The following is a 23,073-nucleotide window of genomic DNA, read 5'->3' as shown; positions in this document are numbered from 1 at the left end:
GCGGTTCGGGTCCGGCGGCCTCTGCCTGTTTAGCCGTGGGCATGCCGCCGGCTCCCGTCTGCAAAGGAAATTCAAATGGGCAAGATCAATGTCGGAAGCGCCGCGTACGTCGACGAGCGTGAACCGGTTCTGGTGCCTCGCGCCGATGGCACGCAGCTCACACTGTTCGTGCGAAAGCTCGGCTTCCTGGAGATGACTAACCTGCATCTGAAGGCCCGCGCTGAAGGCGTGGCGCCTCTGTCGATGCTGGTTGCTGAAACCGTCGAAGACGACGAAGGCAATCGCTTCACGATCGAAGAGGTCGGCAGGTTGCGTAAGGAAGTGGCGGAGCCGTTGACTGCTGCTGCGCTGAAGATCAACAAGATCGCGGACGAGGGCGAAGGCCCAAACTGACACCGGACGACGAGTGGTGGGTGGAATTGTCACTCGCACTCGGCCGTCCTCCCTCCCAGCTTCAGGCGACGCTGCTCTATGCGGATGTCGCCATGTATCGCGCCTACACCGCCAAACACGGGCCGCTGAGTCCAGTGCGGATGTACGACAGGCCGGCCGCGCTGATCGCCCACGTCGTGGGTTTGAACCGTTTCAAGAAGCCGCCAGGCATCGCCGATTTCCTCCCGTTCCATAGCCAACCCGAACCCTCGGAAGAGGACATCGTGCGCGGCTTCCTGAAGGACACCGAATAATGGCCTCTCGCTCGCTCGGGTCGCTCTTCATCGACCTGCTGATGAATACGGGGCGGTTCGAGACAGATGCGGGGCGTGCTGCGCGCGTAGCTCAGAAACGAGCAAAGGAGATCGAGAAGGCGTTCGTAGGCTCGTTCAAGACCATCGGCGCAGGCCTTGCCGGATTCGCGGCCGGATTCCTGTCCGTAAATGCGGTCTTCGACGGCCTGAAGGGCGCGATTGATTTCGCCGACAAGCTCAACGACTTCAACCAGCGCCTGGGTGTGTCGGCTGAGACGCTGAGCGGCTGGGCCTATACCGCTCGCCAGACCGGCACCGACATCGATGCGCTCGGGATCGGCCTGAAGAAGCTGGCCAAGAACATGGCCGAGGCGCTGGACCCGAAGTCGCAGCAAGCCGGACTGTTCAAGGCGCTCGGCGTCGATGTCAAAGATGCGGAGGGAAATCTAAGGTCTCTGGAAGATCTGCTGCCAGAGATCGCGGATGGCTTCAAGAAACTCAACAACGAGACGCTGGAAGCGGCGCTGGCCCAAGAGTTGTTCGGAAAGTCGGGTACTGACCTGCTTGAGTTTCTGAATCAGGGTGGTGACGGCCTGCAGAAGATGCAGGATCGCGCGCGTGAACTCGGGATCGAACTGTCTCAGGGCACGCTATCCGCTGCCGATGAGTTCAACGACAAGCTCAGTGACCTCAAAGCGACAGCAGAGGCGTTCTTCCTTCAGCTTGCCGCGGAGTTGCTTCCGGTCTTGACCGACCTGGTGGAAAAGTTCACTGAGATCACGAAGGAAGGAAACGAGTCAGGCGGGATCATCAAATGGATCGGTGATCAGGCAAAGGCCACAGAAAAAGATTTCCAGTTCTTCGCCGACTCCATTCAGGACGTCAAAGACTTGTTCGGCGGCCTTTATGAGTCAGCAAAATCTGCTTTCGGCATGATTTCGGCGATAGGCCGGATCGATATTTCAGGCATTGGCAAGAGCCTGGACAGCTTCAAGGAATCGGCGGCACGTGTACGCGGTGCGCTGACCGGGGAGACCCAAAACGCCAAGCGTGGTCAGGAAACAATTGACCCTTGGGCAAACGTAACCAGCGGCGGCGGAAAGCTACTGCAAGGTCGCGATCTGCTCCTGGTGCAGGCGCGTATGAAGCGCCAGGCAGAGGCAGAGCAGAAGCTTCTTGACTTCCTTTCCGGCAAGGGGGAAAGCGCCAAGTCCGGAACGGCAAAGCACTCTTCTGGGAAGAAATCAGAGGCTGAGCAAGAGGTCGAACGGCTGCAGAAGGCCTACGAGTCACTCAAGGGTTCGCAGCAAGAGCAGATCGCACTGTTCGGCAAAACCGGCGAGGCCGCGAAGGTCAGGTATGACCTCGAACACGGCGAACTATCCAAGCTGAGTGAAGAGAAGAAGGCCGACTTGCTCGCGGGCGCGGAGCGGCTTGACCAGCTCGCCAAAGAGGCAGAGGCAACCAAGAAGCTCGAGGAAACCAAGGAACGCGTCGGCAACGTTCTGAAGGACATTCAATCCGAGATCGATCTGCTCGGGAAGAGCGCCGAGTACCAGGACACGTACAACAAGCTGAAATACGCCGGCGTCGATGCGAACTCTGCATTCGGTCAGTCGATCATCGAAGCCAATCACCAACTGCATGAGCAGGCAAAGGCGGTAGGCGATCAGATCAGCCTGATGGACGACTTCCGGTCCGGAGCATCTGACGCACTGGTTGAGTTCGTCACTGGCGCAAAATCCGCGAAGGAAGCCCTAAGCGACTTCTTCGATGACATGGCGGCGAAGATCACGCGAATGATCGCTGAGCGCTGGATCGAGCAGCTGTTTGGGCAGCAGGGAACGACCGGCGGCGGGACGAGTGGAGGCGGTTGGCTGAGCGCGCTGTTTGGTGCGTTCTCAAGCGGCGGTGGCTCCGGTGGTGGTGGCGGAGCTGCAGCTTCGGGTGGCGCGTCTGGCGGTGGCTGGTTCACATCACTCCTCGGCGCCATCTTCGGTGGTGGTCGCGCCAATGGCGGCCCGGTACTCGGTGGCAAGTTCTACGAAGTGAATGAGGGCGGCTGGCCGGAAATGCTACAGGTCCGCAATCGGCAGCTCCTGATGATGCCCGCGGGGACAAACGGAGTTGTTCGCCCTATGCGGAACGGCGGCGCGGGTGGCATCAGCCAGACCAATCACTTCCATTACGCGGCCCCATACGACGCCAGGACCGAATCTCAGAAGAACGCCAGGCTTGCGTTTGAAACCCAGCGGGCCGCATCGAGGAACCGCTGATGACCTTCTACAACGTCGAGCTTGATATCTGCCCGACCTACGGATGGCAGGCGGGCCCGAGTGGAAACACTCGGATCCGCCAGCTTCGCAATAGGCACGAGAGGCGGAATGCCGATGCATCACTGGCACAGCACATCTTCACTCTGCCATTTCAGAACGTCACCGACGTGGCCTATTTGCTTTACATCAAGAATGCACACATGGCGATGTGGGCGCAGCTGCATTCGTTCCTGGTGAAAGACTGGCTGGACTACAAGCTGGAAGCCGAATCGATAGGGCCTGCACCGAGCGGAACCACGCCGGTGCAGATCACGAAGACCTACGCATTCGGACCGGCTTCGCGCGTCAGGCCAATCACGAAGCCGAAGCGGATCACGATGTTCCAGAGCGGCGTTCTCAAGCCTGGCATCACTGACCCCCTTACTGGCCTCTTTACGCCTTCAACCGCCTGGACCCCCGGAGCGCCGCTGACGTGCACTGGTGAATTTCGCGTGCCAGTCCGATTCAACAGCGACTACATCCCCATGTCCATTGATCAGGCCTCTGGCAACAAGCGGCTTGTCAACGGAAGTGTCGAGCTGATCGAAGTATTCGGCGAATAGGCAATGCCCAAAACCATTCCTGCCCAACTGGTAACGCACAAGGCGCTACTAGCGACAACGCTTGCCTTCTGCATGCGCATCGGGCCGCTACGTGACAATTCCTACATCGGCCTGACGGGGCTCGATCGAGACATCGCGTTCGATTTCGGCGACGGCGCGGGGTCTCTTACCTACCACGCGCACACCGGTATCGATCTGTCGCAGTTTGCGGCCACGTCCGATCTGTCCGTGGACAATGCTGAGGCGCGATCCCTGCAGGAGCAACCGACGTGGCCGAACACCGGCATCACGGAGGCGATGATCGATCGCGGTGATCTTTCCGGCATCGAGTTCGTCGTTTTCGAGGTCAACTACAACGACCTGACCGCTGGCCGCCGAGAGATCTTCGGGTCTGGCTTGATCGGTGAGGTCAAGGTATTCCCGGGTGGCCTGATCGGCATCGAGCAGCGTAGCTGGTCGCAGGTGTTGAAGCAGGCGGCGGCGAACGTGCCGTACCTGAAGACGTGCCGGGCCGGCTTCGGTTCCCAGGTTGGCGACGAACGCTATCCGTGCAAATTCGCTCTCGCCGGCGAGTGGGTCAACGGCACCGTTACGGCCATAGGTGCTGAGGTCACGCGGGACTTCACCGCGTCCGCGCTTGCGCAAGCGGCCGACTACTTCGCGCCTGGCGTCGTCGAGTGGCTGACCGGCGGTAATGCCGGCATGTCACGCGAGATCGAATCGTTCGCCTCTGGCGGTGTTGTGGCGCTGCGCAACCTCACGAAGTACCCGGTCCAGGTTGGTGACACGTTTCGCATCCGCCGCGATTGCACCAAGGCATGGTCAGGCCACAACAGCTGCGAGACGTACAACAACCGGCCGAACTTCCGCGCCGAGCCGTACATCCCCGACAGCGAAGCCAACACTCTGAGCGTGGGTGGCGGATGAAGCTTTGGGAAGCGGCGCGCACCTTCATGGGTGCGAAATGGCGACACCAGGGGCGCCGCCCAGATGCGATGGATTGCCTCGGCCTCGTAGTCCTATCGCTCCGCCTGATGGGCGTTGACGTGCATCAGGACCGAATCGACTACGGCCGCACGCCCCACAACAAACGCCTGCGCGCGGGAATCATCGCCCAGCTTGGGCAGCCGGTACCGATTGCAGAACTAGAGCCGGGAATGATCGTGACCATGAAATGGACCGGCGAGGAAAACCACGTCGCGATCGTCACGCCACATCCGGACTACGGCCTTGGCTTGATTCATTGCTACTCGTTCGCGCCAGGGGGCGCAGCGTGTGGCCGCGTCATCGAGCATGGACTGTCGGACGACTGGCGTGCGCTGATTGTTGAAGCCTGGAGGGTCGCAGCATGAGCGGCTCGACCATTGGCGGCGTAGTCGGCGCAGTAGTCGGCTTCTACTTCGGCGGACCGCAGGGCGCGCAGTGGGGCTGGATGATCGGCTCTGCCATCGGCGGCGCCGTAGACCCTGACGTCATCAAGGCACCAAGCATCGGCGACGCACAGCGGCAGACCAGCCAGGCTGGCATCCCGATCCCGGTCATCTACGGCAAGCCCCAGCGGTTCAAGTGCAACATCATCGACGGCGAGCTGAAGGCCCGAAAGATCATCGTCGAGCAGCAGCAGGGCAAGGGCGGTCCGATCGTCCAGTCCGAGAAGTTCCTGCTGACCTCGGCATTCGGCGTCTGCGAGGGGCCGATTGCCGGCATCCAGAAGATCCTGCGCAACGGCGAGGTCGTATACGACCGAACCATCGAATCGGAATTCCCCGCTTATGCCGGCGCCACTGCCGGCGAGCGGTCGGCTTACATCCTCGCTGTCCGCGCCAAGACCGCCAGTTGGTCTGGCACGTTGCGCGTCTATCTCGGCAACGAAACTCAGAATCCGGATCCAGCGCTCGAGGCGATTCACGGCGTCGGCAATACGCCCTATTTCCGCGGGCTCGCCTATTTCGTCGTTGAGGATGACGACGTAACGCAAACGCGTGGCGCGGCGAGCGTCTGGGAAGTCGAGCCGGTTGCCGTTGGCATCGAGGGCGCGATCGTTGGCGGAACCACGCTGGCGGCGGGCCTGTATTCCCGATTCAGCAATTCGCACTGGCCGCTCGCAAGTGGGGAGTTGGATTACACCTTTACCGGCTATTGGGTGACAGGGTCAGGCGCTGGTGTCACCTCTCCTGCTTACGACTCGATACAGGCCGTTCAGGACTGGGCCGCGAACATCAAGGCAAGCGGCCTTGGCGAAAGTGGCCCCAACGTGCTTGGGCGCCCATCCAACTACATCGGGTATGTCGCCAGCTCTGGCGTGAGTGTGGGTGCGTATACGTCTTCTACCGTGACGTTCGACTTCGTCGCAGAGCAGCCGGACGCCACAAACCTCGAATCCGTGATGCTGCTCTATCAGTGGCTGGAGCCTGAGCTCGGCTGGGTCAATGCTGCACCGAACGCGACGTGCCCATTGACGTCAACAAACGGGCTATGGCTCGGAGTTTGTAATGGCATGGTCGTTCGTCAGGACACCACCCCACATAGTGAGCTTCTCCAGATCGTCTACTGCAGCGGTCCCACCGCTCAAGGTATCTACCCGCTCTGCATCACGGTAACGCGCAAGCGCTTTCCGCCTGTTCCGATCGGCGAGCCTATCCCGGAAGCGCCTGGCTACTACGTCATGCCGGATGGATCGATCAGCAATCAGCTGATCTACACGCCGCTAAGCGGTACGTTCAAGATTCTCGCTGTCGCAACCCTGACAGGATCCGATCCGACCCGGACGTATTTGCACTATGAGCTTGGCCCAGTTCTGGCGCTTGGCGATCCCAACTACAGCTCTTCTGCCTACTGGACGGCCGCCTACAACCAGGCCGTGACGGACGGAAAGATCGAAGCCGGCCTTACCTATGGGATCAATTACCCGGTAACCGTCAGCAGTGTCTACCAACTGACTGCGCCTCCGTTCTCCACGTTGCAGGCCACGGACGTGACGCTGCAGAGCGTCATCGAAGCACAGGCCGCACGCGCACGGCTTCCGGCTTCGCGCTTGGACGCTACCGCGTTGTCGACGGACATCATCCCTGGCTATCTCGTGGCCACTGGCGGCACCGTCGCGGATTCCATCCGGCCGACGCAGCAGCCTTTCTTCTACGACACTCCGGAAGCGGATGGGAAGATCAAGTGCGTGAAGCGTGGCGGCGCGATCGCCGTCACCATCACTGATGACGATCTGCTGGAACAGTCCGATGACGACGCGGCGACGACCCCGCAGCCAATCGAGTTCCCCAAGAAAGTGCATTTCGTGGTGCCTGATCCAGACGCCAACTACACCCCGACGCCACAGACGGCGGAGCGGTATACGCCGGATGTGAGAGCGGTCGGTGAAGTGTCTGTCGCGCTGCCGATCCCGTTTAAGAAGGATCACACGAAGCGCAAGGCTGAGATCATGCTCAACGTGGCATGGAATCGGGCGGAGGGGGTTATCGAGATCCCGCTGCCTGAGAAGTTCAGCCAGTACATCCCGAGCGACTGCTTCACCTACAAGAGCAAGCGCTGGTTGATTGAAGAGGCGACGTACGCCGATGGCGAGGTACGCTGGAAGGCCGTCTATGACCGCGTGAGCGGATACAGCTCCGTTGCAGTAGGTGTCGCAGCAACGCCCCCGACGATCCCCAACTCGGGGTTGAAGGGACCGACGCTGCTCGAAGTCATGAACCTGCCGCCGCTTCGCGACCAGGACGATAAATTCGGCCTGTATGTCGCCTGTTGCGGGTTACTGGACAACTGGCCTGGCGCGGTCATTCAGGCTTCGCTTGATGGGTTGACCTGGCTGACGGGGCCGACTGTCACGCGCGCTAGCGTTATTGGTTCGCTCACGTCATCGCTGTCGACGGCGGTTGCGTACTACTTCGACCCAGGCGCGACAGTCAGTGTGCACGTCAGGGGACAGCTTTCATCCGTGACCTTCGAGGAGATCCTCGCCGAGTCGAACGCCGCAATGATCGGCGACGAGCTGATCCAGTTCCAGACCGCGACCGACCTTGGCGATGGTGACTACACGCTGACTGGCTTGGCGCGCGGCCGATTGCACACGAAGCCAACGACTCACGGCGATGCGGAGCGTTTCGTCTTGCTCAACGCGCCAGTCTTCTTCGAGTTGCCTCCGGAATGGGCTGACAGGGTGATTCGACTTCGCGCGATCACGCTCGGGACGGCGCCTGGCACCGGCTATGACATCGTGAGTTGGACGCCGCCGCGTTGCCAACACGAGTGGACGCCAGAGGCATTCACCGGCACGCGCGATACGTCCAACAACATCACGATTGACTGTGTGACGCGGGCCCGTCTCGGCACAACAGCCGTTCCATACCAGTCGGCCTACTTCAACGGCTTCCGCATCACGATCACGAAGGCCAGCGTGTCGAAGGTCTACGCGACCAACGAAGTTCCGTTCGCCTATTCGGCCGCACAGCAGACCGCTGACTTTGGCAGTGCAACGGGCACGCTGACCATCACCATTCAGGCCGTCAACCGGATTACCGGCCCAGGCTTCGCACTCGTAGGGACCATCGCATGAGCAACGAACCGAAAACCGGGCTACCCCTGTGGCCGGCTGGGGCAACACAGCAGGATTTCCTCTTCAATGCGCTCCTGCGGATGTTTGCCACGGCTGGATTTCGGGCGAGCGTGTTGGACAAGGATCTCTCAGCGCCGCCCGCCCACGTCGCCGGCAACGCCTACATCATCGGCCCGTCGCCTACGGGTGAGTGGGCGAGCAAGACCAACCAGATTGCCTATAGCGATGGCGTCAAGTGGTGGTACTACGTCCCGGCAGAGGGGTGGAAGATCAGCGTCCTGGACGAGGATGTTGACTACAGGTTCAACGGCTCGGCATGGGTCAATGCGGGGACCGGGTTCCAGATCCTCGGCTATATCGACGGCCTTCGGTTGGAGTGGGTCAGCAATACCTCCATCCGCGCCACCAGCGGCACGGCATACCTCGAATCGCTGGGCCGCTACGTCAACTCCGCTTCGTCGATCACCAAGAGCAGCCTGAGCTTGTCGGCGAGCACCTGGTATCACGTCTATCTCTACCTGAACTCCGGAACGCCGGACATCGAGATCGTCACCACCGCACCGGCATCGCCCTACCACGGCGTTGCGCGCAGCAAGACCAGCGACACGTCGCGCCGCTACCTTGGGAGCGTGTTGACCGATGCCAGCGGGAACGTCACCAACTTCCTGCAGATCAACAACCGCGTGCAGTGGCGGATCAATGCTGGTATCGCGCCTTTCCGCGTGCTGAATGGCGGAACCGCCACAACTGCTACCACCGTGAGTCTTTCCGGTGTGGTTCCGGTGACCTCGCGAATGGCCCAGATTCGCCTCATCAATACCGCCACCAATGCCGCGGCGTTGCAAGCCGGAACGAGTGACGATTCGTCATCTGGCGTTATTGCGGCAATCAACCCAACTTCTGGCACCGTGTCACAAGCATTCCTGGATTTTCCCGCAGATTCCAGCCAGGCAATTCTGTACAAGTTCAATTTGGCCCCGACCGGCGGCAGTGCCTTCGTCGACGTTTACGGCTATACCTACGAGCGCTGACCCATGTACGCGATCAAAGGAACCAGCTTCCGCGCCGTCAGTTCTTCGAGTCAGGCTGCCGCGGATGAAACAGTGGTTGATGTCGTGCCGCAGTCGCTTCTGGACGCCATCGCGGCACAGGAAGCGTTGGCCATTTCGACGGATGGCACGCTACGCGCGAATGCCGAACAAGCGCTCACCGACTTGCGTACCTTCCGAGACCTCGCCAGCCCTACCAATGCGCAGACTCTTGTGGCGGTGAAGCTGCTGTGCCGCGTAGCTATCGGGCTTATCAGGATGCGGTTGGCCAAGCTGGATGCGGCCGACTAGCTACTGCTTCGACCTGAACCAGCTGAGGAACACCGGCAGGAAGGCAGCGGCCTTGGCGTCGCCGCTGGCTGCGGCTTGGCGGAGTTCGGCGAGGAGTTGGCTTGGGGTCACTGGCCTATCCCTTTTGCCTGGTGCTGGCCACGTCGCGCAGCTGCTGCATGGCCGGCGTGATCCTGCGCTGCGTCGCCGGGCTGAGGCTCGGGTACAACTCGCGGACCTTGGCCAGGTAGACGTCGGTCAGGCGGCGCAGTTCCTTGCCGGCGGCGACTTCACCGTCGAGCACTGCACGTTCGGATCGGCCGTCGGGGAGCAGGGTCATGACGCGGATTATGCGCGTGAGTTTTTAGCGAATCGTGTAGTTTTTAGTTTTCGCAGTCCAAAAACAGAAACGCCGCAAAGGCCTGAAACCATTGCGGCGTCTACGTTTGAGAATGGTGGCCGGGGAGGGAATCGAACCCCCGACACGGGGATTTTCAATCCCCTGCTCTACCAACTGAGCTACCCGGCCGGTTCACAACCGGTGCCGGCCGTGAAAGAAGCGAGATGATACGGGGCGGTCGCGGGCATGGCAAGCAGCTACGGACGCTGAACACGGTTCGGGGCGGCTGTAGCGGCGCGACGTGGCGGGAGCATCATTGGCTCAACCCCTGCGCCGCCGGCCCGGAGTCAGCCATGAAGACCACCAAGACCATCGTTGCCGTGCTCGCCGCTACCTTCGCGCTGGGTGCCTGCGCTTCCGAACGCGCCGCGCAGCGCACGGACAAGGACGCCGCCAAGCTCGAGCTGTATCGCGCCCATGCCGGCGCACCTGTGAACAGTTTCCTGGGACGGGTCAACAGTTGGACGTCGCTGGGCGAAAACGCGCTGGCGGTCTGGGTCAGTCCCAATCGCGGCTACCTGCTGGAGGTGACTGGCTACTGCGCGGAACTGCCATGGGCGCAGGCCATCACGATCTCCAACGGTCCGTTCCAGAGTGTCAGCCGCTTTGACGACGTGGTCGTGCTCGATCGCGGTAGCAACGCGATCCCGTGCCCGATCCGCGAGATCCGCCCGCTGGATGGCAAGGCGATCCGCGAAGCCGAACGCGCCGCGCGGGCGCAGGCCAGTCGCTGAGGCGCGGCGTCGCGGCATTGCCGCGACGCACGGCTCCATATCGCTACTTCAACTCTCCGGCACGTAGCCGGCAGGTGTGTCGGCGCCGCCGCCGAACAGGAATTTCTGCATCTCGCCTTCGAGCATGGCGCGATGCTGCGGGTTCATCGGCGAGAGACGGTTCTCGTTGATCAGCATGGTCTGGTGTGCCAGCCACTTCGCCCAGGCCACCTTGCCGATATGGGCGAACACGCGCTTGCCCAGTTCGCCGGGCCACGGCACGAAGTCCAGGCCTTCGGTTTCGCGCTGTTCGTATTCGCAGAAGATCGTGCGGGGCATGGGGTTCTAGCTTTCCAGCAACTTGCGGATGGGGGCGGGGATGCCGAGCGAGCGCAGTGACTCGCGCGATACCCAGCGCAGGTCGTCATTGTCGCCCACGCGTGGACCCAGCGTGACATCGCGCAGGCGCAGCGGTTGCAGTTGCAGCTTGAAGTGGCTGAAGGCGTGGGCGATCGACGGCAGCGGCTGCGCCCGGTCGAAATTGCCGCGAGCGTTGACATCGAACCATTGCTTCGCCGCGTCGGCGTCGTCGGCCTGCGGCAGCGTCCACAACGACGCCCAGATGCCGGTGGCGGGGCGTCGCTGCAGCAGGATCTCGCCGGACGCGTTCTCCAGCCACAACACGTGCGCATGGCGTTGCGGGATCGCCTTGCCGGGCTTGGGCGTGGGCAGTTCGGCGACGCGGCCTTCGCGGCGCGCGCTGCAATCGTCCTGCAGAGGGCACAGCACGCAGGCGGGATCGCTGCGCGTGCACAGCGTGGCGCCAAGGTCCATCTGCGCCTGGGTGTAGTCGGCCATTCGCGTCGGCGGCAGGTGTTGCTGCGCCATCGCCCACAGCTGCTTTTCCACGGTGGGCAGGCCGGGGTAGCCGTCGACGCCGTGGTAGCGCGCCAGCACGCGCTTCACGTTGCCATCGAGGATCGCGTGGCGGTCGCCCCACGCCTGCGACAGGATCGCGGCGGCGGTGCTGCGGCCGATGCCCGGCAGGGCAGTGAGGGCGTCGATGTCGCGCGGAAGTTCGCCATCGTGGTCGCGCATGCATTGCTGCGCGGCCGCCTGCAGGTTGCGGGCGCGGGCGTAGTAGCCCAGCCCGGACCACAGCGCGAGTACGTCGTCGCGCGGCGCTTGCGCCAGCGACTGCAACGTGGGCAGCGCATCGATGAAGCGCTGGAAGTACGGAATGACCGCCTTCACCTGCGTCTGCTGCAGCATGATTTCCGAGAGCCACACGCGGTACGGCGTACGCGGATGCTGCCAGGGCAGGTCGTGGCGACCGCTGGTGTCGAACCACCCCAGCAGGCGCGAGGCGAAGTTGTCCGATGCGCCGGTGCTGCCTGGCCGCGTCGTCTCCATGGAGGTGCCTGCGGCAGTGGTTCGCGGCTTCACGCCGGTCTTGCGTACGACGGTCATTGCATGTCCGAGCCGTCGCCGAACTCGATCTGCACGCCCTCGACGCGTGCCCCGGAAATCTCCAGGTGCGGCGTGACCAGTGTTCCGGACAACGGCGGCAACGGCGCGCCGCCCGCGCTGTGGCTGATCCAGTCGAGCACTTCCGGCAGGCGGAAGCGTCCGTCGAAACGGGTGTCGTCGCGGCGCAGCTTGAGCGTGGTGACGTTGGAGAGATCGGATGCGCCGTCGTAGCCGAGCGCGAACGGCAATGGCGACGACGATTGCCCGATCGGTGGCGGCAACGCCGGCCAGCTCGTCGGCCATTGCGCGATCTCGCCTTGCAGTTGCAGCAACAGGCGATGGCCCAGTTCGAGCGTGCCGTGCGCATCGACGTGCGGGATCGGATCGGTGTCGCCATCGCCATCGCCACGCCCGCGCAGCGCCGCGCCGGCCGGCTGCAGTGTCCAGGTGGCTTCGTCGAAGCGCAGTGGTCCGTGCAGTCCGAGAGCGAAGGGAACGCGCGTGTCGCCGGCCTCATACGTTGCGGCGACGCCGAGATGGGCTGGCGTGATGCGCAGGTCGTCCTTGCCGAAGCGCAACGGCCCGGAGAGCTGCACCGTCGCGGGCAGGCGCCAGTCCTTGCCGCGCTCGATCGCGATGGTGCCGCGCGTTGCGAAGCCGGTCGTGGCCGCGTTGATCAGGGCTTCCGGATGCACCATCGACACGACCAGGTCGACCGGGATCGTCAGCGGTGCATCCAGGTAGCGGCCGCGCAGGCGCGCGCGCAGCCGCAGGGTGGGGCTCAGCACGGGCACGTCGGCGTGGATGCCGTCGATGCGCCAGTCGTCGTTGATGATGGTGCCGTCGCTGATTTGCAGGCCATGCGTCAGCGTTGGCAGGCGTGGCTTCGATGGCGGCCGCGTTGCCAGCCAGTGCTGCAGGGCGGGCAGTTGCAAACGTGGTTCGTCGAATTCGATGCGCGTGGCGGTGAGGTCATCGCCGGCGGCGCGCAGTGTCGACCAGGGCAGGGCGATGTAGAGACGCTTTGCGTTCAACATCGTGTATGCGGCGCCAGGTTCGCGCGCGCTGACGTCGCGCAGCACCAGCATCGGCGTGCCACGCAGGCGGTACTCGGCCTGGCCGCGGGCGGTGATCTCCAGGCCCAGCGCGGAACCGGCCTGGTTCATCACGATGGCGGCGACGCGTTGTGGCTGCGACAACCAGCGCAGGCCGAGCGCGAGGATCGCGATAGTTGCCACGAAAACCAGTAGTGCGCGACGGCGTCGGCTCATCGATCGCACCCGTTGTGCATACGCCCACGGATCAGGCTCCCGACGCCGCGGGAAAAAAGAATCGCTGCGTCGGTGCTACGCGGGCGTGCCATCAGCCGCCGAGGGTTTCGGGAAGCAGTGCATCGACGAAGGCATCCGCGTCGAACACGCGCAGGTCTTCCGGGCGTTCGCCGATGCCGGCGAAACGGATCGGAATACCAAACTCGCGCGCCAGCGCGAACACCACGCCGCCCTTCGCCGTGCCGTCGAGCTTGGTCACGACCAGCCCCGTCACGCCGACCGCCGCGTGGAACTGGCGCAGCTGCGACAGCGCGTTCTGGCCGGTGGTGCCGTCGATCACCATCAGCACCTCGTGCGGCGCGTCGACATCGAGCTTCTGGATCACGCGCTTGATCTTGCCCAGCTCGGCCATCAGGCCTTGCTGGGTGTGCAGGCGGCCGGCGGTGTCGGCGATCAGTACCTGCGTGCCGCGCGCCTTGGCAGCCTGCAATGCGTCGAAGGCAACCGACGCTGCATCCGCGTTCTGTCCCTGCGCGACGACCGGCACGCCGTTGCGCTCGCCCCAGGCCTGCAGCTGCGCTACGGCGGCGGCGCGGAAGGTATCGCCGGCAGCGAGCATCAGTGGCCGGCCTTCGTCCTTGAAGCGCTTGGCGAGCTTGCCGATCGTGGTGGTCTTGCCGACACCGTTGACGCCGACGGTCAGCAGCACGAAAGGTTTCGCCTCCGTGTCGATCTGCAGCGGCACCGCGACGGGGCGCAGCATCGCGACCAGGTCCCCGCGCAACGCGCCCAGCAGTGCGGTGGCATCGACGAACTCGCGCGCCTTCATCCGCTTGCGCAGGTCCTCCACCAGGTGGGTAGTGGCGGAGACGCCGACGTCGGCGGTGAGCAGTGCGGTTTCGATCTCATCGAGCAGGTCGTCGTCCAGGCGCGGATTGCGCGAGAACAGGCCACCCAGCGTGCGGGCGAAGACGCTGCCGCGCAGGCGGTCGCGCCAGCCTTTCTTCCCGGGTGCGGCCGGAGGTTCGGGCGATGATGGTTCGATGGGCGATGCCGGCGCCGGTTGAGGTGCCGGTTCAGATGCATGTGCCGACACGGGGATTTCGACTTCCATCGCAGCGGCAATGATCTCGGCCGGGACGGGTTCGCTGGCCGCAGGGCGTCCGACCTGTCCCGGGTCGGACTGGTCGGGCAGCTGCCCAGTCCGTTGCGGGTCCGCGTCGTGCGGATCAGGCGCGTGCAGGTCGGCGGCGGGGTCGCGCGCGACATCACCCGGCTGCGCCGTCGGCACGGCCTTGTCGGCGGCGGGTGCATCGTTCTTCTTGCGGCGGAAAATATTGAACATCAGGGAGCGTAGGCGAAGAGTGCGCGAGAATGCGCCCATGATAGCCCCCCGATCCGGTCACGCCCGATGAGCAGACCCCGTCGCAGCAACCCATCCGCGACACGCACGCCAGGGCAGGGCGCTCAGGATGCGAAGGCAGGTGTGGGCAAGGTCCGCATCATCGCCGGGCGTTGGCGCGGCACGCGCCTGGACGTCGCCGGCGCCCCCGGCCTTCGCCCGACGGGCGATCGCGTGCGCGAAACCCTCTTCAACTGGTTGCAACCGATGTTGCCCGGCGCACGCGTGCTCGACGTGTTCGCCGGCACGGGTGCGTTGGGGCTGGAAGCGCTGTCGCGTGGGGCGGCCACCGCCGTACTAGTGGAGCGCGATCCCGCGCTGGCCGGCGCGCTGCGCCAGACCGCGGCGCGCTTGCAGGGCGGGGATGCGGCAACGGTGGTGCAGGGCGACGCGCTGGCCTGGCTGCATGCGCAGGCGCCGGGGAGCTTCGACCTGGCCTTTGTCGATCCGCCTTTCGACGCCAACCTCTGGGGCGGCGTCCTCCCGATGCTGGCGCCAAAACTGGCGCCCGGTGCCTGGCTCTATGTCGAGTCGCCGCACGATGCGGTCGCCGCCCCGCCCACCGGTTGGACCCTGCACCGCGAGGGGCGTACGCGCGAGGTCCGTTACGCGCTGTACCGCCGGTCACCCGGGGGCGCCACTGTTACAGCCACTGTTACACTTGGGCCTGACCCGGCCGGCGACGCCACCGCCTAACCATGAGCGAAAGACCAGCGAATGACCGCGGCCCGTAACCGAATCGCCGTCTACCCCGGCACCTTCGACCCGATCACCAATGGCCACATCGACCTTGTCGACCGGGCGGCGCCGCTGTTTGAACGCATGATCATCGGCGTGGCCGCCAGCCCCGGCAAAGGTCCGGCGCTGCCGCTGGAGCTGCGCGTGGATCTGGCCCGGCAGGCCGTGGCGCATCATTCCAATGTCGAAGTGCGCGGCTTTGATGGACTGCTCGCCCACTTCGTCGCTGAACTCGGGGCCGGCGTGCTGATGCGCGGTCTGCGCGCGGTGTCCGACTTCGAGTACGAATTCCAGTTGGCGAGCATGAATCGCCACCTGATACCGGACGTGGAGACGCTGTTCCTCACGCCGGCGGAGCAATACGGCTTCATATCCTCATCGCTGGTGCGGGAGATCGCCCGACTCGGGGGCGATGTTTCCGGATTCGTGCCGCCGGCGGTGGCTTCCGCGCTGCAGGAACAGTGGCAGCGCGCAAAGCAGGGCTGATGCTGCCGGGCCTTCGACCCGCACCCAGCCAGATGATCCAACGCTAGACCAACACGCTAGAAAACGACGGGGAAACACAACCATGAAGATCACCACTCGAATCCTGCTGACTGCCTGCCTGGTATTGCCGCTGGCGCTGGGCGCATGCAAGAAGGAAGAAGCTGCGCAGGAAGCGTCCAAGCCGGCGCTGACCGCGCCGACGACCAACGACGAGAACGCCTGGTACGCGTACCTGACCGATGTCGTCCAGCGCAACCTCGACGGCGCCACCAGCACCTACGTCTACGTGCTGCCGCCGGTCGAGAACGCCGACTTCCAGGGCTACTACGACCGCCAGCTCGAAAAGGCCGAGGCCGACATCGCCCGCGGCATCCTGGAGAACACCCTGATCGCGTTCGGTTCGCCGAACTCGGCAAAGAGCGCCGACCTCGCCGTCGCCGCATTCGCCAAGGCGATGCCGGGCAAGTTCAAGGGCGTCAAGGTGATCTTCATCGGCGCCGCTGCCGACAACGCCCGCGTCCAGGCGGCCGTGGCTCCGTCGGGCGCGACGTACAAGTTCATCGAAGCCAAGTGATGTACATGGGCGCCCGCGCCGTCGGTGCGGGCGCCTCGTCACACCGAGCAGGAGTGGCGGAAAATGCTGGAGAGAGCGCGGCCTGACGCCGCCTGACTGAACCATGGCGCTGAAGATCAACGAGCTCTGCGTCAACTGCGACGTCTGCGAACCCGCCTGCCCGAACCAGGCCATTTCGCAGGGCGAAACCATCTACGTGATCGACCCGGCGCGCTGCACCGAATGCGTGGGACATTTCGACGAACCCCAATGCGTGGTCGTCTGCCCGGTCGAGTGCATCGATCCCGATCCGGCCTTCCCCGAATCCAACGAACAACTGCTCGCCAAACTGGCGCGCCTGCAGGAGCACTCGTGATGCGGCTGATTTCCCGGATGCTGTCCAGGCACCCGACCATGGATGGAAAACGATCATTGACCGGATTGGCGAACCACGCAGGCGCAGCAGTACTGATCGCGATGCTGCTTGCCGCGACGACGGCCGCTGCGGAAGAAAAGCCCTCGGCGACGCATCCGCCCGGCACCGCCATCGCCAGCGCACATTTCCTTGCCACGCAGGCCGGGCTGGACATGATGCGCCAGGGTGGCAACGCCTTCGATGCCGCCGTGGCTGTGTCGGCGACGCTGTCGGTGGTCGAGCCGATCAGTTCGGGCATCGGTGGCGGTGGCTTCTTCCTGCTGCACGATGCGAAGTCCGGCAAGGACGTCTTCGTCGATGCACGTGAAACCGCGCCGGCGTCGGCGACGCCGCAGGCCTTCCTCGACAAGGACGGCGAACTCAATCGCGACCGCGCCACCAATGGCCCCTGGTCCGCTGGCATCCCTGGCCTGCCCGCGGCGCTGGTGCACCTGTCGCAGAAATACGGACGACTGCCGCTGAAGACCACGCTGGCGCCTGCGATCCGCATCGCCCGCGAGGGTTTCGAGGTCTATCCGCGCCTGGAAAAAGGCTACGGCAGCCGCCGCGAGGTGATGGAACGCTACCGCGGCACGCGCGCGGTGTTCCTCGCCGACGGCACGCCGCCGGTGGCTGGTGAAGTGCTCAAGCAGCCCGATCTGGCGCGCACGCTGGAGCTGCTGGCGGACAAGGGTTTCGACGGTTTCTATCGCGGTGAAGTGGCTTCGAAGCTCCTTGCCGCGGTGAAGGAAGAAGGCGGCAAATGGCGCGCCGACGAACTCAGCGGCTACCAGGTCAAGGAACGCGAACCGCTGCGCCTGCACTACCGCAACTGGGACGTGACCACCGCGCCGCCGCCCTCGTCCGGAGGTGTGGCGCTGGCGGAAATCCTGCAGATCCTGGAAGGCTGGGACCTGGCGAAGCTCGATGACGCGCACCGTCGTCACCTGGTTGTCGAAGCCGAGCGCCGGGCCTATCGCGACCGCACCATCTACCTGGGCGATCCCGACTTCGTGAAGGTGCCGATGGCGCGCCTGCTGAGCCGCGACTACGCCGCTGGCCTGCGCGCCACCATCCACCCCGACAAGGCGACGCCGAGCGAACTGCTCCCCGGCCAGCCGGCGCCGCTGGAGGACGAGGAAACCACGCATTTCTCCATCATCGACGGTGACGGCAACCGCGTCGCCTGCACGCAGACGGTCAACCTGCTGTACGGCTCGGGCATGGTCGCGCCCGGTACCGGCGTGCTGCTCAACAACGAGATGGACGACTTCGCGCTGCGACCGGGCACGCCCAACGCGTTCGGCGTGATGGGCTTCGAGGCCAACGCGCCCAAGGCGGGCAAGCGCATGCTCAGCTCGATGACGCCCAGCTTCATCGAGTCGCCGGACAAGCTTGCCGTGATCGGCGCACCGGGCGGCAGCCGCATCATCACCCAGGTGCTGCTCGGCATCCTGGGTTACGACGCCGGCCTGTCCGCGCAGCAGGTCGCCGCACTGCCGCGCTATCACCACCAGTGGCTGCCGGACGTGATCTCCGCCGAAGCCGGCGCGATCGATCCCGCAACCATCACGGCATTGCAGGCGATGGGTCATGCGGTGAGCGCCGGTGAACCCATCTGGGGCAACCTGCAGACCGTCAGCTGGGACAAGCGCGCCAACACGCTGGAAGGCGGGAGCGATCCGCGCCACCCGACCGGCAAGGCGGATGTACTGCTGGCGCCTTCGCAACAGGCGCTGCATCCGTAACCCGATTCGGGTACAAATCAAAGATCCGGATCGACGGCGCAAAACAGGAATAAGGCGTGGGGACGCTGCAGTGACCGATAACGAACGCAAGGGCTGGCATGCGCACCTGCCGGCCATCCTGACTGCTTCAACTGCTTTCCTGGCAGCGTTGTCGACGTTGTACATCAACGTCCGCAGCGACATCCGCGAAGCCGATCAGAAGACCAAGATCGAAGCCGCTACCGTGGCTGCCGCCAAGGTTGAGCCCGCAGCGCCGGTGAACCAGACGATGCAGCTGCAGCTGCAGCGCATCGAAGTCGTCAACGACGGTTCGATTGGCGGAACCGAATGGTCCTTCCGCGTAGAGGCCGACGGTCGCGAGCTGTTCGATACGAGCGCTACGCTGGACGATGCCGAAGACAAGAAGCAGTTCACTCCACCCGCCGGAACCGCGGAGGGCAGCATCACGCTGCTGCCGGGTCAGCAGGCGCTGGTGAAGATCATCGGCGAGGGTGGCGGGATGCTGAGCAGCGCCGAAGCCACCGGCACGGCCACGCTGACCGCCAAGGGTATTTCCGGGCCGATTGCGGTGAACACGCGCGATGAAAGCGGCGCGAAGTTCATCTTCCATTTCGTCGCCAAGCCGGTTGCCGCCGAGCAGTAGCAGCCCGCCTGCGCCTCGCGGATGCGCGTGCCCGGCTGAAACCGTCGAGCGGCCGGTTCGCGCGCAAGACGACGCGTTCCGTCGCCCCGGCCTTCCGGCGGTTTCATCCGTCGACACAATGGCCGATCATGGGCGCGACATCTTTCGGAAGGGAACGCGACGATGAAGCTCTGGTCGCTACTGGGCAACAGCCAGAAACTCGATGGCGGCGCGATGTACGGCAACGCGCCGCGCGCGATGTGGGAAAAGTGGTCCCCGCCGGACGCGCAGAACCGCATCGACCTGGCGTGCCGCGCGCTGCTGGCCAGCCCGCTGGCCGGCAAGACGGTGCTGTTCGAGGCCGGCATCGGCGCCTTCTTCGAACCGAAGCTGCGCGAACGCTACGGCGTCGTCGAAGAGCGCCACGTGCTGCTGGATTCGCTGGCGGCCGCAGGCTTCAAGCCGGAGGACATCGACGTCGTCGTCCTCTCGCACCTGCATTTCGACCATGCCGGCGGCGTGCTGGCGAAATGGGAGGAAGGCCAGTCGCCGCGACTGGTGTTCCCCAACGCCAGTTACGTGACCGGTCGCGAGCACTGGGAGCGTGCGCAGCATCCGCATGCGCGCGATCGCGCCAGCTTCATCGCTGAATTGCCGGCGCTGCTGGAGGCCACGGGTCGACTGGAACTTGTCGACGGCGCCCATTCCCGGACACTCGGCAATGCCGTGCGGTTCCACTACAGCGACGGCCATACGCCCGGATTGATGCTGTCGGAGATCGTCGGACCGGAAATGGTCAATGGCGATGCGCACGGCGGCGTGGTGTTCTGCGCCGACCTGATCCCCGGCCGCCCGTGGGTGCATGTGCCGATCACGATGGGTTACGACCGCAGCGCCGAGCAGCTGATCGACGAGAAGCGCGCGTTCCTCGAAGACAAGCTGGCGCGCAACGTGCACCTGTTCTTCACCCACGATCCCGGCTGCGCGCTGGCGCAGGTGGTGCGGGATGAGAAGGGGAAGTTCGGCACTGCGCATGAGGTGGCCGAGCTGCATGCAAGGGCATTGACGGCGTGATGCGCGGAGTGTCGTCCCGAGCTCGTCGAACGTGCTCGGGGCGGGCTCCGCAAGGCCACGACTGTCCTGCCTTAATCCGCGAGTGATGACGATGCCGATCTTTCCAGCTGTCATTTCGTGTTTCGCGGCTGCGCTCAGGGCAGGCCCCGCGGGTGACCTGCGTTCATCCAAGCGAAAGCGGCTACCCATGCGGAAAAGCGGCCCCCTCGCAGCGCTCGGAATGACATTGGTGGGCGCGTTGCTGTCGCTCCCGGCCAGCATCGCCTGGGCGCAATCGGACCCTGAAGGTTTCCCGGACCCCGCCGTCGCACTGGTGGACGAGGATTTCGGCGTCGGCACGCGCGAGTTCGGACTGGATCGTCGCGTGGAGATGTACCAGTGGCACCGTGGCGATGTCGGCTTCGAGCGCGTGTGGAACGCCGCTCGCATCGACTCGACTGGGTTCGGCAAGGGACACGAGAACCCCCCGACGATGCCGATGGAAAGCCGCCTGTGGTGGGCGCCGGAACCCACGCTCGATGGTCGGCCGCTGGATCCGGCCGTGCTGCGCACGCTTGGAGAATGGCGCGTGCTGCATCCCAGCTTCTCGCGTCTGCCGGCGAACCTCGCAGCGTCATTCCAGCCAGAAGGCGACGGCCTGGGCAGCGCGGAAAACCCGCTGGCCCCGCAGATCGGCGACCTGCGCATCAACTGGCGCGAACTGGTCCTGCCGCCACTGACGGGAAAGGTCGAGCTGCGCGGTGGCGTCTGGCGACTGCGCGCCCAGCCGCTTGCGACCGATCACGAAGAAGGTGACGAAGTCCAGCAACAGCGTCGTCGACTGCTGCCGCTGTGGCCGGTGTTCTTCGGTTCGATGGTGGTGATCCTGGCGGCGGCACGACGGCGCAGACGCGGGAAAGAGTGACCGCAGCTAATCATTGCTGCGTCGATCACGTCCGTGGCGCCGGCTTGCCCGCCACGCTTCCGCTTCGTGCAGGCTTTCGAAGGATGTAGGGCGGGTCTTGACTCGCCATCAGACACCTTGCACGCATCAATGGCGGGTCAAGACCCGCCCTACACGTGGAGTGGCTGTCGCCAGGTGAGAGTGCGAGCAAGTCCAATTGCAAAGAAAAAGCCGGGTTTTCCCCGGCCTTTTCCACGGCGAAATCGTCGCGCTTACGCGGCAGCTGCCTGCTGCGCGCGCGGGCCTTCCTTCAGGGCGCGACCGACCATCGCCACCAGCAGGTCGATTTCCTCGCTGGTGATGTTGAACGTCGGGGTGAAGCGCAGCGAATTCACGCCGCCGTGGATCACGCCGATGCCGCGTTCGCGCAGCCATTCCTCGGTCGATCCAGCGCCGTAGCACTTGAAGTCAGCCGAAAGCTCGCACGAGAACAGCAGGCCGGTGCCCTGGACCTTGGTGATCATGCCGCCGAGTCCCGACTTCAGCTTCTCCAGCTTGTCGGTCGCTTCCTTGCCCTTGGCACGGATGTTCTCGCGCAGCGCCGGGGTGACCTGGGCCAGGACCGACACCGCGACGTCGAGCGCGCGCGGGTTGGTGGTCATGGTGTTGCCGTACAGGCCCTTCTTGTAGATCTCGCCGGCGCGCTTGCTCACCGCGAGTACCGACAGCGGGTACTGGCCGGCGTTGAGCGCCTTCGAGTAGGTCTCCATGTCCGGTGCTTCGGCATTCTCGAAGCCGGGGTAGTCGATGATCGACAGCACGCCGTTGGCGCGCAGGCCGGCCTGGATCGAGTCCACCAGCAGCAGCGAGCCGTGCGCCTTGGTCAGTTCGCGGGCTGCGTTGTAGAACGCGACCGGCACGCCGCGGCCCGGGTCGCCTTCGCCCATCACCGGCTCAAGGAACATCGCTTCGATGAACCAGCCGTTGGCGTCGGCATCGGCGAAGATCTTCTTCAGCGCGTCGACGTCGTAGGGCTCGACCGTCAGCACGGTGTCTTCGCCGCGGAAGCTGGCCAGGTGCTGGAGGTAGGTCTTGCGGGTCGAATCCGAATACAGCGCCGGGCGCTCGGTGCGGCCGTGGAAGCTGCCCTTCACGACCAGGCGCTTGATGCTGCGGCCGGCGTGCTTCGCGCCCGGATCGGTCATGGTCTTGGCGTTCGCATCGACAATGCGCGAGGCCAGCGACACCGACTCCGAACCGGAATTCAGGCACAGGAACTTGTCGTACGGGCAAGCGCCATGGTTGAGGCCGATCGCGGCGCGGATCGCCTTCTCGAAGCGCAGCTGCGACACTGACGGCGTCATGATGTTGGCCATCGCCTGCGGCTTGGCCATCGCGTCGATCACCGCCTTGGGCGTGTGACCGAAACCGAGCATGCCGTAGCCGCCGGAGTCGTGCAGGACGGCGCCCTTGAGGGTGATGATCCACGGGCCGCGGGCGACCAGGGCGACGTAGGGGTTCACGCCGTCGTCCGGATAGAAGTTGACGTAGCCGGCCTGCACGGCGCGCGCCTGCGCGTCCTCGTCCAGGTCGAGCAATTCGGGAAGTTCGCCGTTCTGGATCTCGCCCTTGATGCGTGCGTATTCGGCCGCCGCGGCGTCGATCGCCTCGACCAGGTCAGCGTGGCTGGCAGCGAACTGGGCGACGACCGCGTCGTCGAGGCCGACGGTGCGGCGCTTGCCGGCATGGGCGCGCAGGGACGCGAGTTTGTCGGTAACGGCCATCGGGAGTCTCCGGTTCAGGGCTATCCGGCCTATTATCGGGATAAATTCGGCGATCGGTAGTGCGGAT

The 23,073-nt window shown here is 64.5% G+C and carries 24 protein-coding genes and 1 tRNA gene; 18 read left to right on the top strand and 7 right to left on the bottom strand.

Going from position 1 to position 23,073, the window contains the following annotated elements; translation table 11 throughout:
- The first annotated feature begins 75 nt into the window (after window positions 1–75).
- Genes ACYVD7_RS12155 through ACYVD7_RS12115 form a run of 9 tightly spaced genes read left to right on the top strand, consistent with a single transcriptional unit; the run spans window position 76 to window position 9,468 of the window.
- Entirely contained in the window at window positions 76–393 is a 318-nt protein-coding gene (locus ACYVD7_RS12155; protein WP_460763528.1) for a hypothetical protein, read from the top strand.
- A gap of 20 nt (window positions 394–413) precedes the next feature.
- Window positions 414–686 carry a phage tail assembly protein T gene (locus tag ACYVD7_RS12150; protein ID WP_460763525.1) on the top strand — a complete coding sequence of 91 codons (273 nt, stop codon included), beginning with the start codon at window positions 414–416 and terminating at the stop codon, window positions 684–686.
- Complete coding sequence (locus tag ACYVD7_RS12145) at window positions 686–2,962, top strand: phage tail tape measure protein (RefSeq protein WP_460763522.1); 2,277 nt, start codon at window positions 686–688, stop codon at window positions 2,960–2,962. Before ACYVD7_RS12150 ends, ACYVD7_RS12145 begins: the two co-directional genes overlap by 1 nt.
- Window positions 2,962–3,564, top strand: coding sequence for a DUF2460 domain-containing protein (locus tag ACYVD7_RS12140; RefSeq protein WP_460763519.1), 603 nt, complete (start codon window positions 2,962–2,964; stop codon window positions 3,562–3,564). Before ACYVD7_RS12145 ends, ACYVD7_RS12140 begins: the two co-directional genes overlap by 1 nt.
- A 3-nt stretch (window positions 3,565–3,567) precedes the next feature.
- Window positions 3,568–4,491, top strand: a complete 924-nt coding sequence (locus ACYVD7_RS12135; protein WP_460763517.1) for a DUF2163 domain-containing protein — start codon at window positions 3,568–3,570, stop codon at window positions 4,489–4,491.
- The gene (locus tag ACYVD7_RS12130) at window positions 4,488–4,916 is read left to right on the top strand and encodes a C40 family peptidase (protein ID WP_460763514.1); all 429 of its coding nucleotides are present in this window, start codon (window positions 4,488–4,490) and stop codon (window positions 4,914–4,916) included. Before ACYVD7_RS12135 ends, ACYVD7_RS12130 begins: the two co-directional genes overlap by 4 nt.
- Entirely contained in the window at window positions 4,913–8,128 is a 3,216-nt protein-coding gene (locus ACYVD7_RS12125) for a phage tail protein (RefSeq protein ID WP_460763511.1), read from the top strand. Before ACYVD7_RS12130 ends, ACYVD7_RS12125 begins: the two co-directional genes overlap by 4 nt.
- The gene (locus tag ACYVD7_RS12120) at window positions 8,125–9,159 is read left to right on the top strand and encodes a DUF2793 domain-containing protein (RefSeq protein WP_460763509.1); all 1,035 of its coding nucleotides are present in this window, start codon (window positions 8,125–8,127) and stop codon (window positions 9,157–9,159) included. The genes ACYVD7_RS12125 and ACYVD7_RS12120 overlap by 4 nt, the downstream gene beginning before the upstream one ends.
- A gap of 3 nt (window positions 9,160–9,162) precedes the next feature.
- On the top strand, window positions 9,163–9,468 hold the full coding sequence (locus tag ACYVD7_RS12115) for a hypothetical protein (protein ID WP_460763507.1): 306 nt from the start codon (window positions 9,163–9,165) through the stop codon (window positions 9,466–9,468).
- Window positions 9,469–9,583: 115 nt separating this feature from the next.
- Here the strand turns inward: ACYVD7_RS12115 and ACYVD7_RS12110 are convergent, their stop codons facing one another.
- A complete protein-coding gene (locus ACYVD7_RS12110; protein ID WP_460763504.1) occupies window positions 9,584–9,787 on the bottom strand; it encodes a hypothetical protein in 204 nt (67 codons plus the stop codon).
- A gap of 113 nt (window positions 9,788–9,900) precedes the next feature.
- Window positions 9,901–9,976, bottom strand: a tRNA-Phe gene (locus ACYVD7_RS12105).
- Between the two features lie 164 nt (window positions 9,977–10,140).
- On the opposite strand from ACYVD7_RS12105, the gene ACYVD7_RS12100 reads away from it, so the two are divergent.
- The gene (locus ACYVD7_RS12100) at window positions 10,141–10,581 is read left to right on the top strand and encodes a DUF6491 family protein (protein WP_460763501.1); all 441 of its coding nucleotides are present in this window, start codon (window positions 10,141–10,143) and stop codon (window positions 10,579–10,581) included.
- A 48-nt stretch (window positions 10,582–10,629) separates the two neighbouring features.
- Here the strand turns inward: ACYVD7_RS12100 and ACYVD7_RS12095 are convergent, their stop codons facing one another.
- The 4 genes from ACYVD7_RS12095 to ftsY all read right to left on the bottom strand — a co-directional run bounded on the left by ACYVD7_RS12095 (window position 10,630) and on the right by ftsY (window position 14,646).
- A complete protein-coding gene (locus ACYVD7_RS12095; RefSeq protein ID WP_460763499.1) occupies window positions 10,630–10,899 on the bottom strand; it encodes an oxidative damage protection protein in 270 nt (89 codons plus the stop codon).
- A 6-nt stretch (window positions 10,900–10,905) separates the two neighbouring features.
- Entirely contained in the window at window positions 10,906–11,973 is a 1,068-nt protein-coding gene (gene mutY / locus ACYVD7_RS12090) for an A/G-specific adenine glycosylase (RefSeq protein ID WP_460764228.1), read from the bottom strand.
- 53 nt (window positions 11,974–12,026) lie between these two features.
- Window positions 12,027–13,301 (bottom strand): AsmA family protein, encoded by a 1,275-nt coding sequence (locus ACYVD7_RS12085; protein WP_460763496.1) that lies wholly within the window; start codon window positions 13,299–13,301, stop codon window positions 12,027–12,029.
- 91 nt (window positions 13,302–13,392) lie between these two features.
- Window positions 13,393–14,646 carry a signal recognition particle-docking protein FtsY gene (ftsY, locus tag ACYVD7_RS12080; protein ID WP_460763493.1) on the bottom strand — a complete coding sequence of 418 codons (1,254 nt, stop codon included), beginning with the start codon at window positions 14,644–14,646 and terminating at the stop codon, window positions 13,393–13,395.
- Between the two features lie 66 nt (window positions 14,647–14,712).
- Here ftsY and rsmD point away from each other — a divergent pair, with 66 nt between their 5' ends.
- The 8 genes from rsmD to ACYVD7_RS12040 all read left to right on the top strand — a co-directional run bounded on the left by rsmD (window position 14,713) and on the right by ACYVD7_RS12040 (window position 21,243).
- Window positions 14,713–15,399, top strand: coding sequence for a 16S rRNA (guanine(966)-N(2))-methyltransferase RsmD (gene rsmD, locus ACYVD7_RS12075; protein WP_460763490.1), 687 nt, complete (start codon window positions 14,713–14,715; stop codon window positions 15,397–15,399).
- A 21-nt stretch (window positions 15,400–15,420) separates the two neighbouring features.
- Window positions 15,421–15,927 carry a pantetheine-phosphate adenylyltransferase gene (gene coaD / locus ACYVD7_RS12070; protein WP_460763488.1) on the top strand — a complete coding sequence of 169 codons (507 nt, stop codon included), beginning with the start codon at window positions 15,421–15,423 and terminating at the stop codon, window positions 15,925–15,927.
- Window positions 15,928–16,009: 82 nt separating this feature from the next.
- Window positions 16,010–16,501 (top strand): hypothetical protein, encoded by a 492-nt coding sequence (locus ACYVD7_RS12065; RefSeq protein ID WP_460763485.1) that lies wholly within the window; start codon window positions 16,010–16,012, stop codon window positions 16,499–16,501.
- 103 nt (window positions 16,502–16,604) lie between these two features.
- Window positions 16,605–16,856, top strand: a complete 252-nt coding sequence (locus tag ACYVD7_RS12060; RefSeq protein WP_460763483.1) for a YfhL family 4Fe-4S dicluster ferredoxin — start codon at window positions 16,605–16,607, stop codon at window positions 16,854–16,856.
- A 101-nt stretch (window positions 16,857–16,957) separates the two neighbouring features.
- Window positions 16,958–18,643, top strand: a complete 1,686-nt coding sequence (gene ggt / locus ACYVD7_RS12055; RefSeq protein ID WP_460764225.1) for a gamma-glutamyltransferase — start codon at window positions 16,958–16,960, stop codon at window positions 18,641–18,643.
- A 70-nt stretch (window positions 18,644–18,713) separates the two neighbouring features.
- Window positions 18,714–19,286 carry a hypothetical protein gene (locus tag ACYVD7_RS12050; protein ID WP_460763480.1) on the top strand — a complete coding sequence of 191 codons (573 nt, stop codon included), beginning with the start codon at window positions 18,714–18,716 and terminating at the stop codon, window positions 19,284–19,286.
- Between the two features lie 162 nt (window positions 19,287–19,448).
- A complete protein-coding gene (locus tag ACYVD7_RS12045) occupies window positions 19,449–20,339 on the top strand; it encodes an MBL fold metallo-hydrolase (protein WP_460763478.1) in 891 nt (296 codons plus the stop codon).
- A 220-nt stretch (window positions 20,340–20,559) separates the two neighbouring features.
- Window positions 20,560–21,243, top strand: coding sequence for a TMEM43 family protein (locus ACYVD7_RS12040; RefSeq protein ID WP_460763475.1), 684 nt, complete (start codon window positions 20,560–20,562; stop codon window positions 21,241–21,243).
- A 251-nt stretch (window positions 21,244–21,494) separates the two neighbouring features.
- Here the strand turns inward: ACYVD7_RS12040 and ACYVD7_RS12035 are convergent, their stop codons facing one another.
- Window positions 21,495–23,006, bottom strand: a complete 1,512-nt coding sequence (locus tag ACYVD7_RS12035) for an aminotransferase class III-fold pyridoxal phosphate-dependent enzyme (protein WP_460763472.1) — start codon at window positions 23,004–23,006, stop codon at window positions 21,495–21,497.
- Between the last annotated feature and the right edge of the window lie 67 nt (window positions 23,007–23,073).

The organism is Lysobacter fragariae, assembly GCF_054779775.1.
This window is presented reverse-complemented; position numbering and strand designations above follow the sequence as displayed.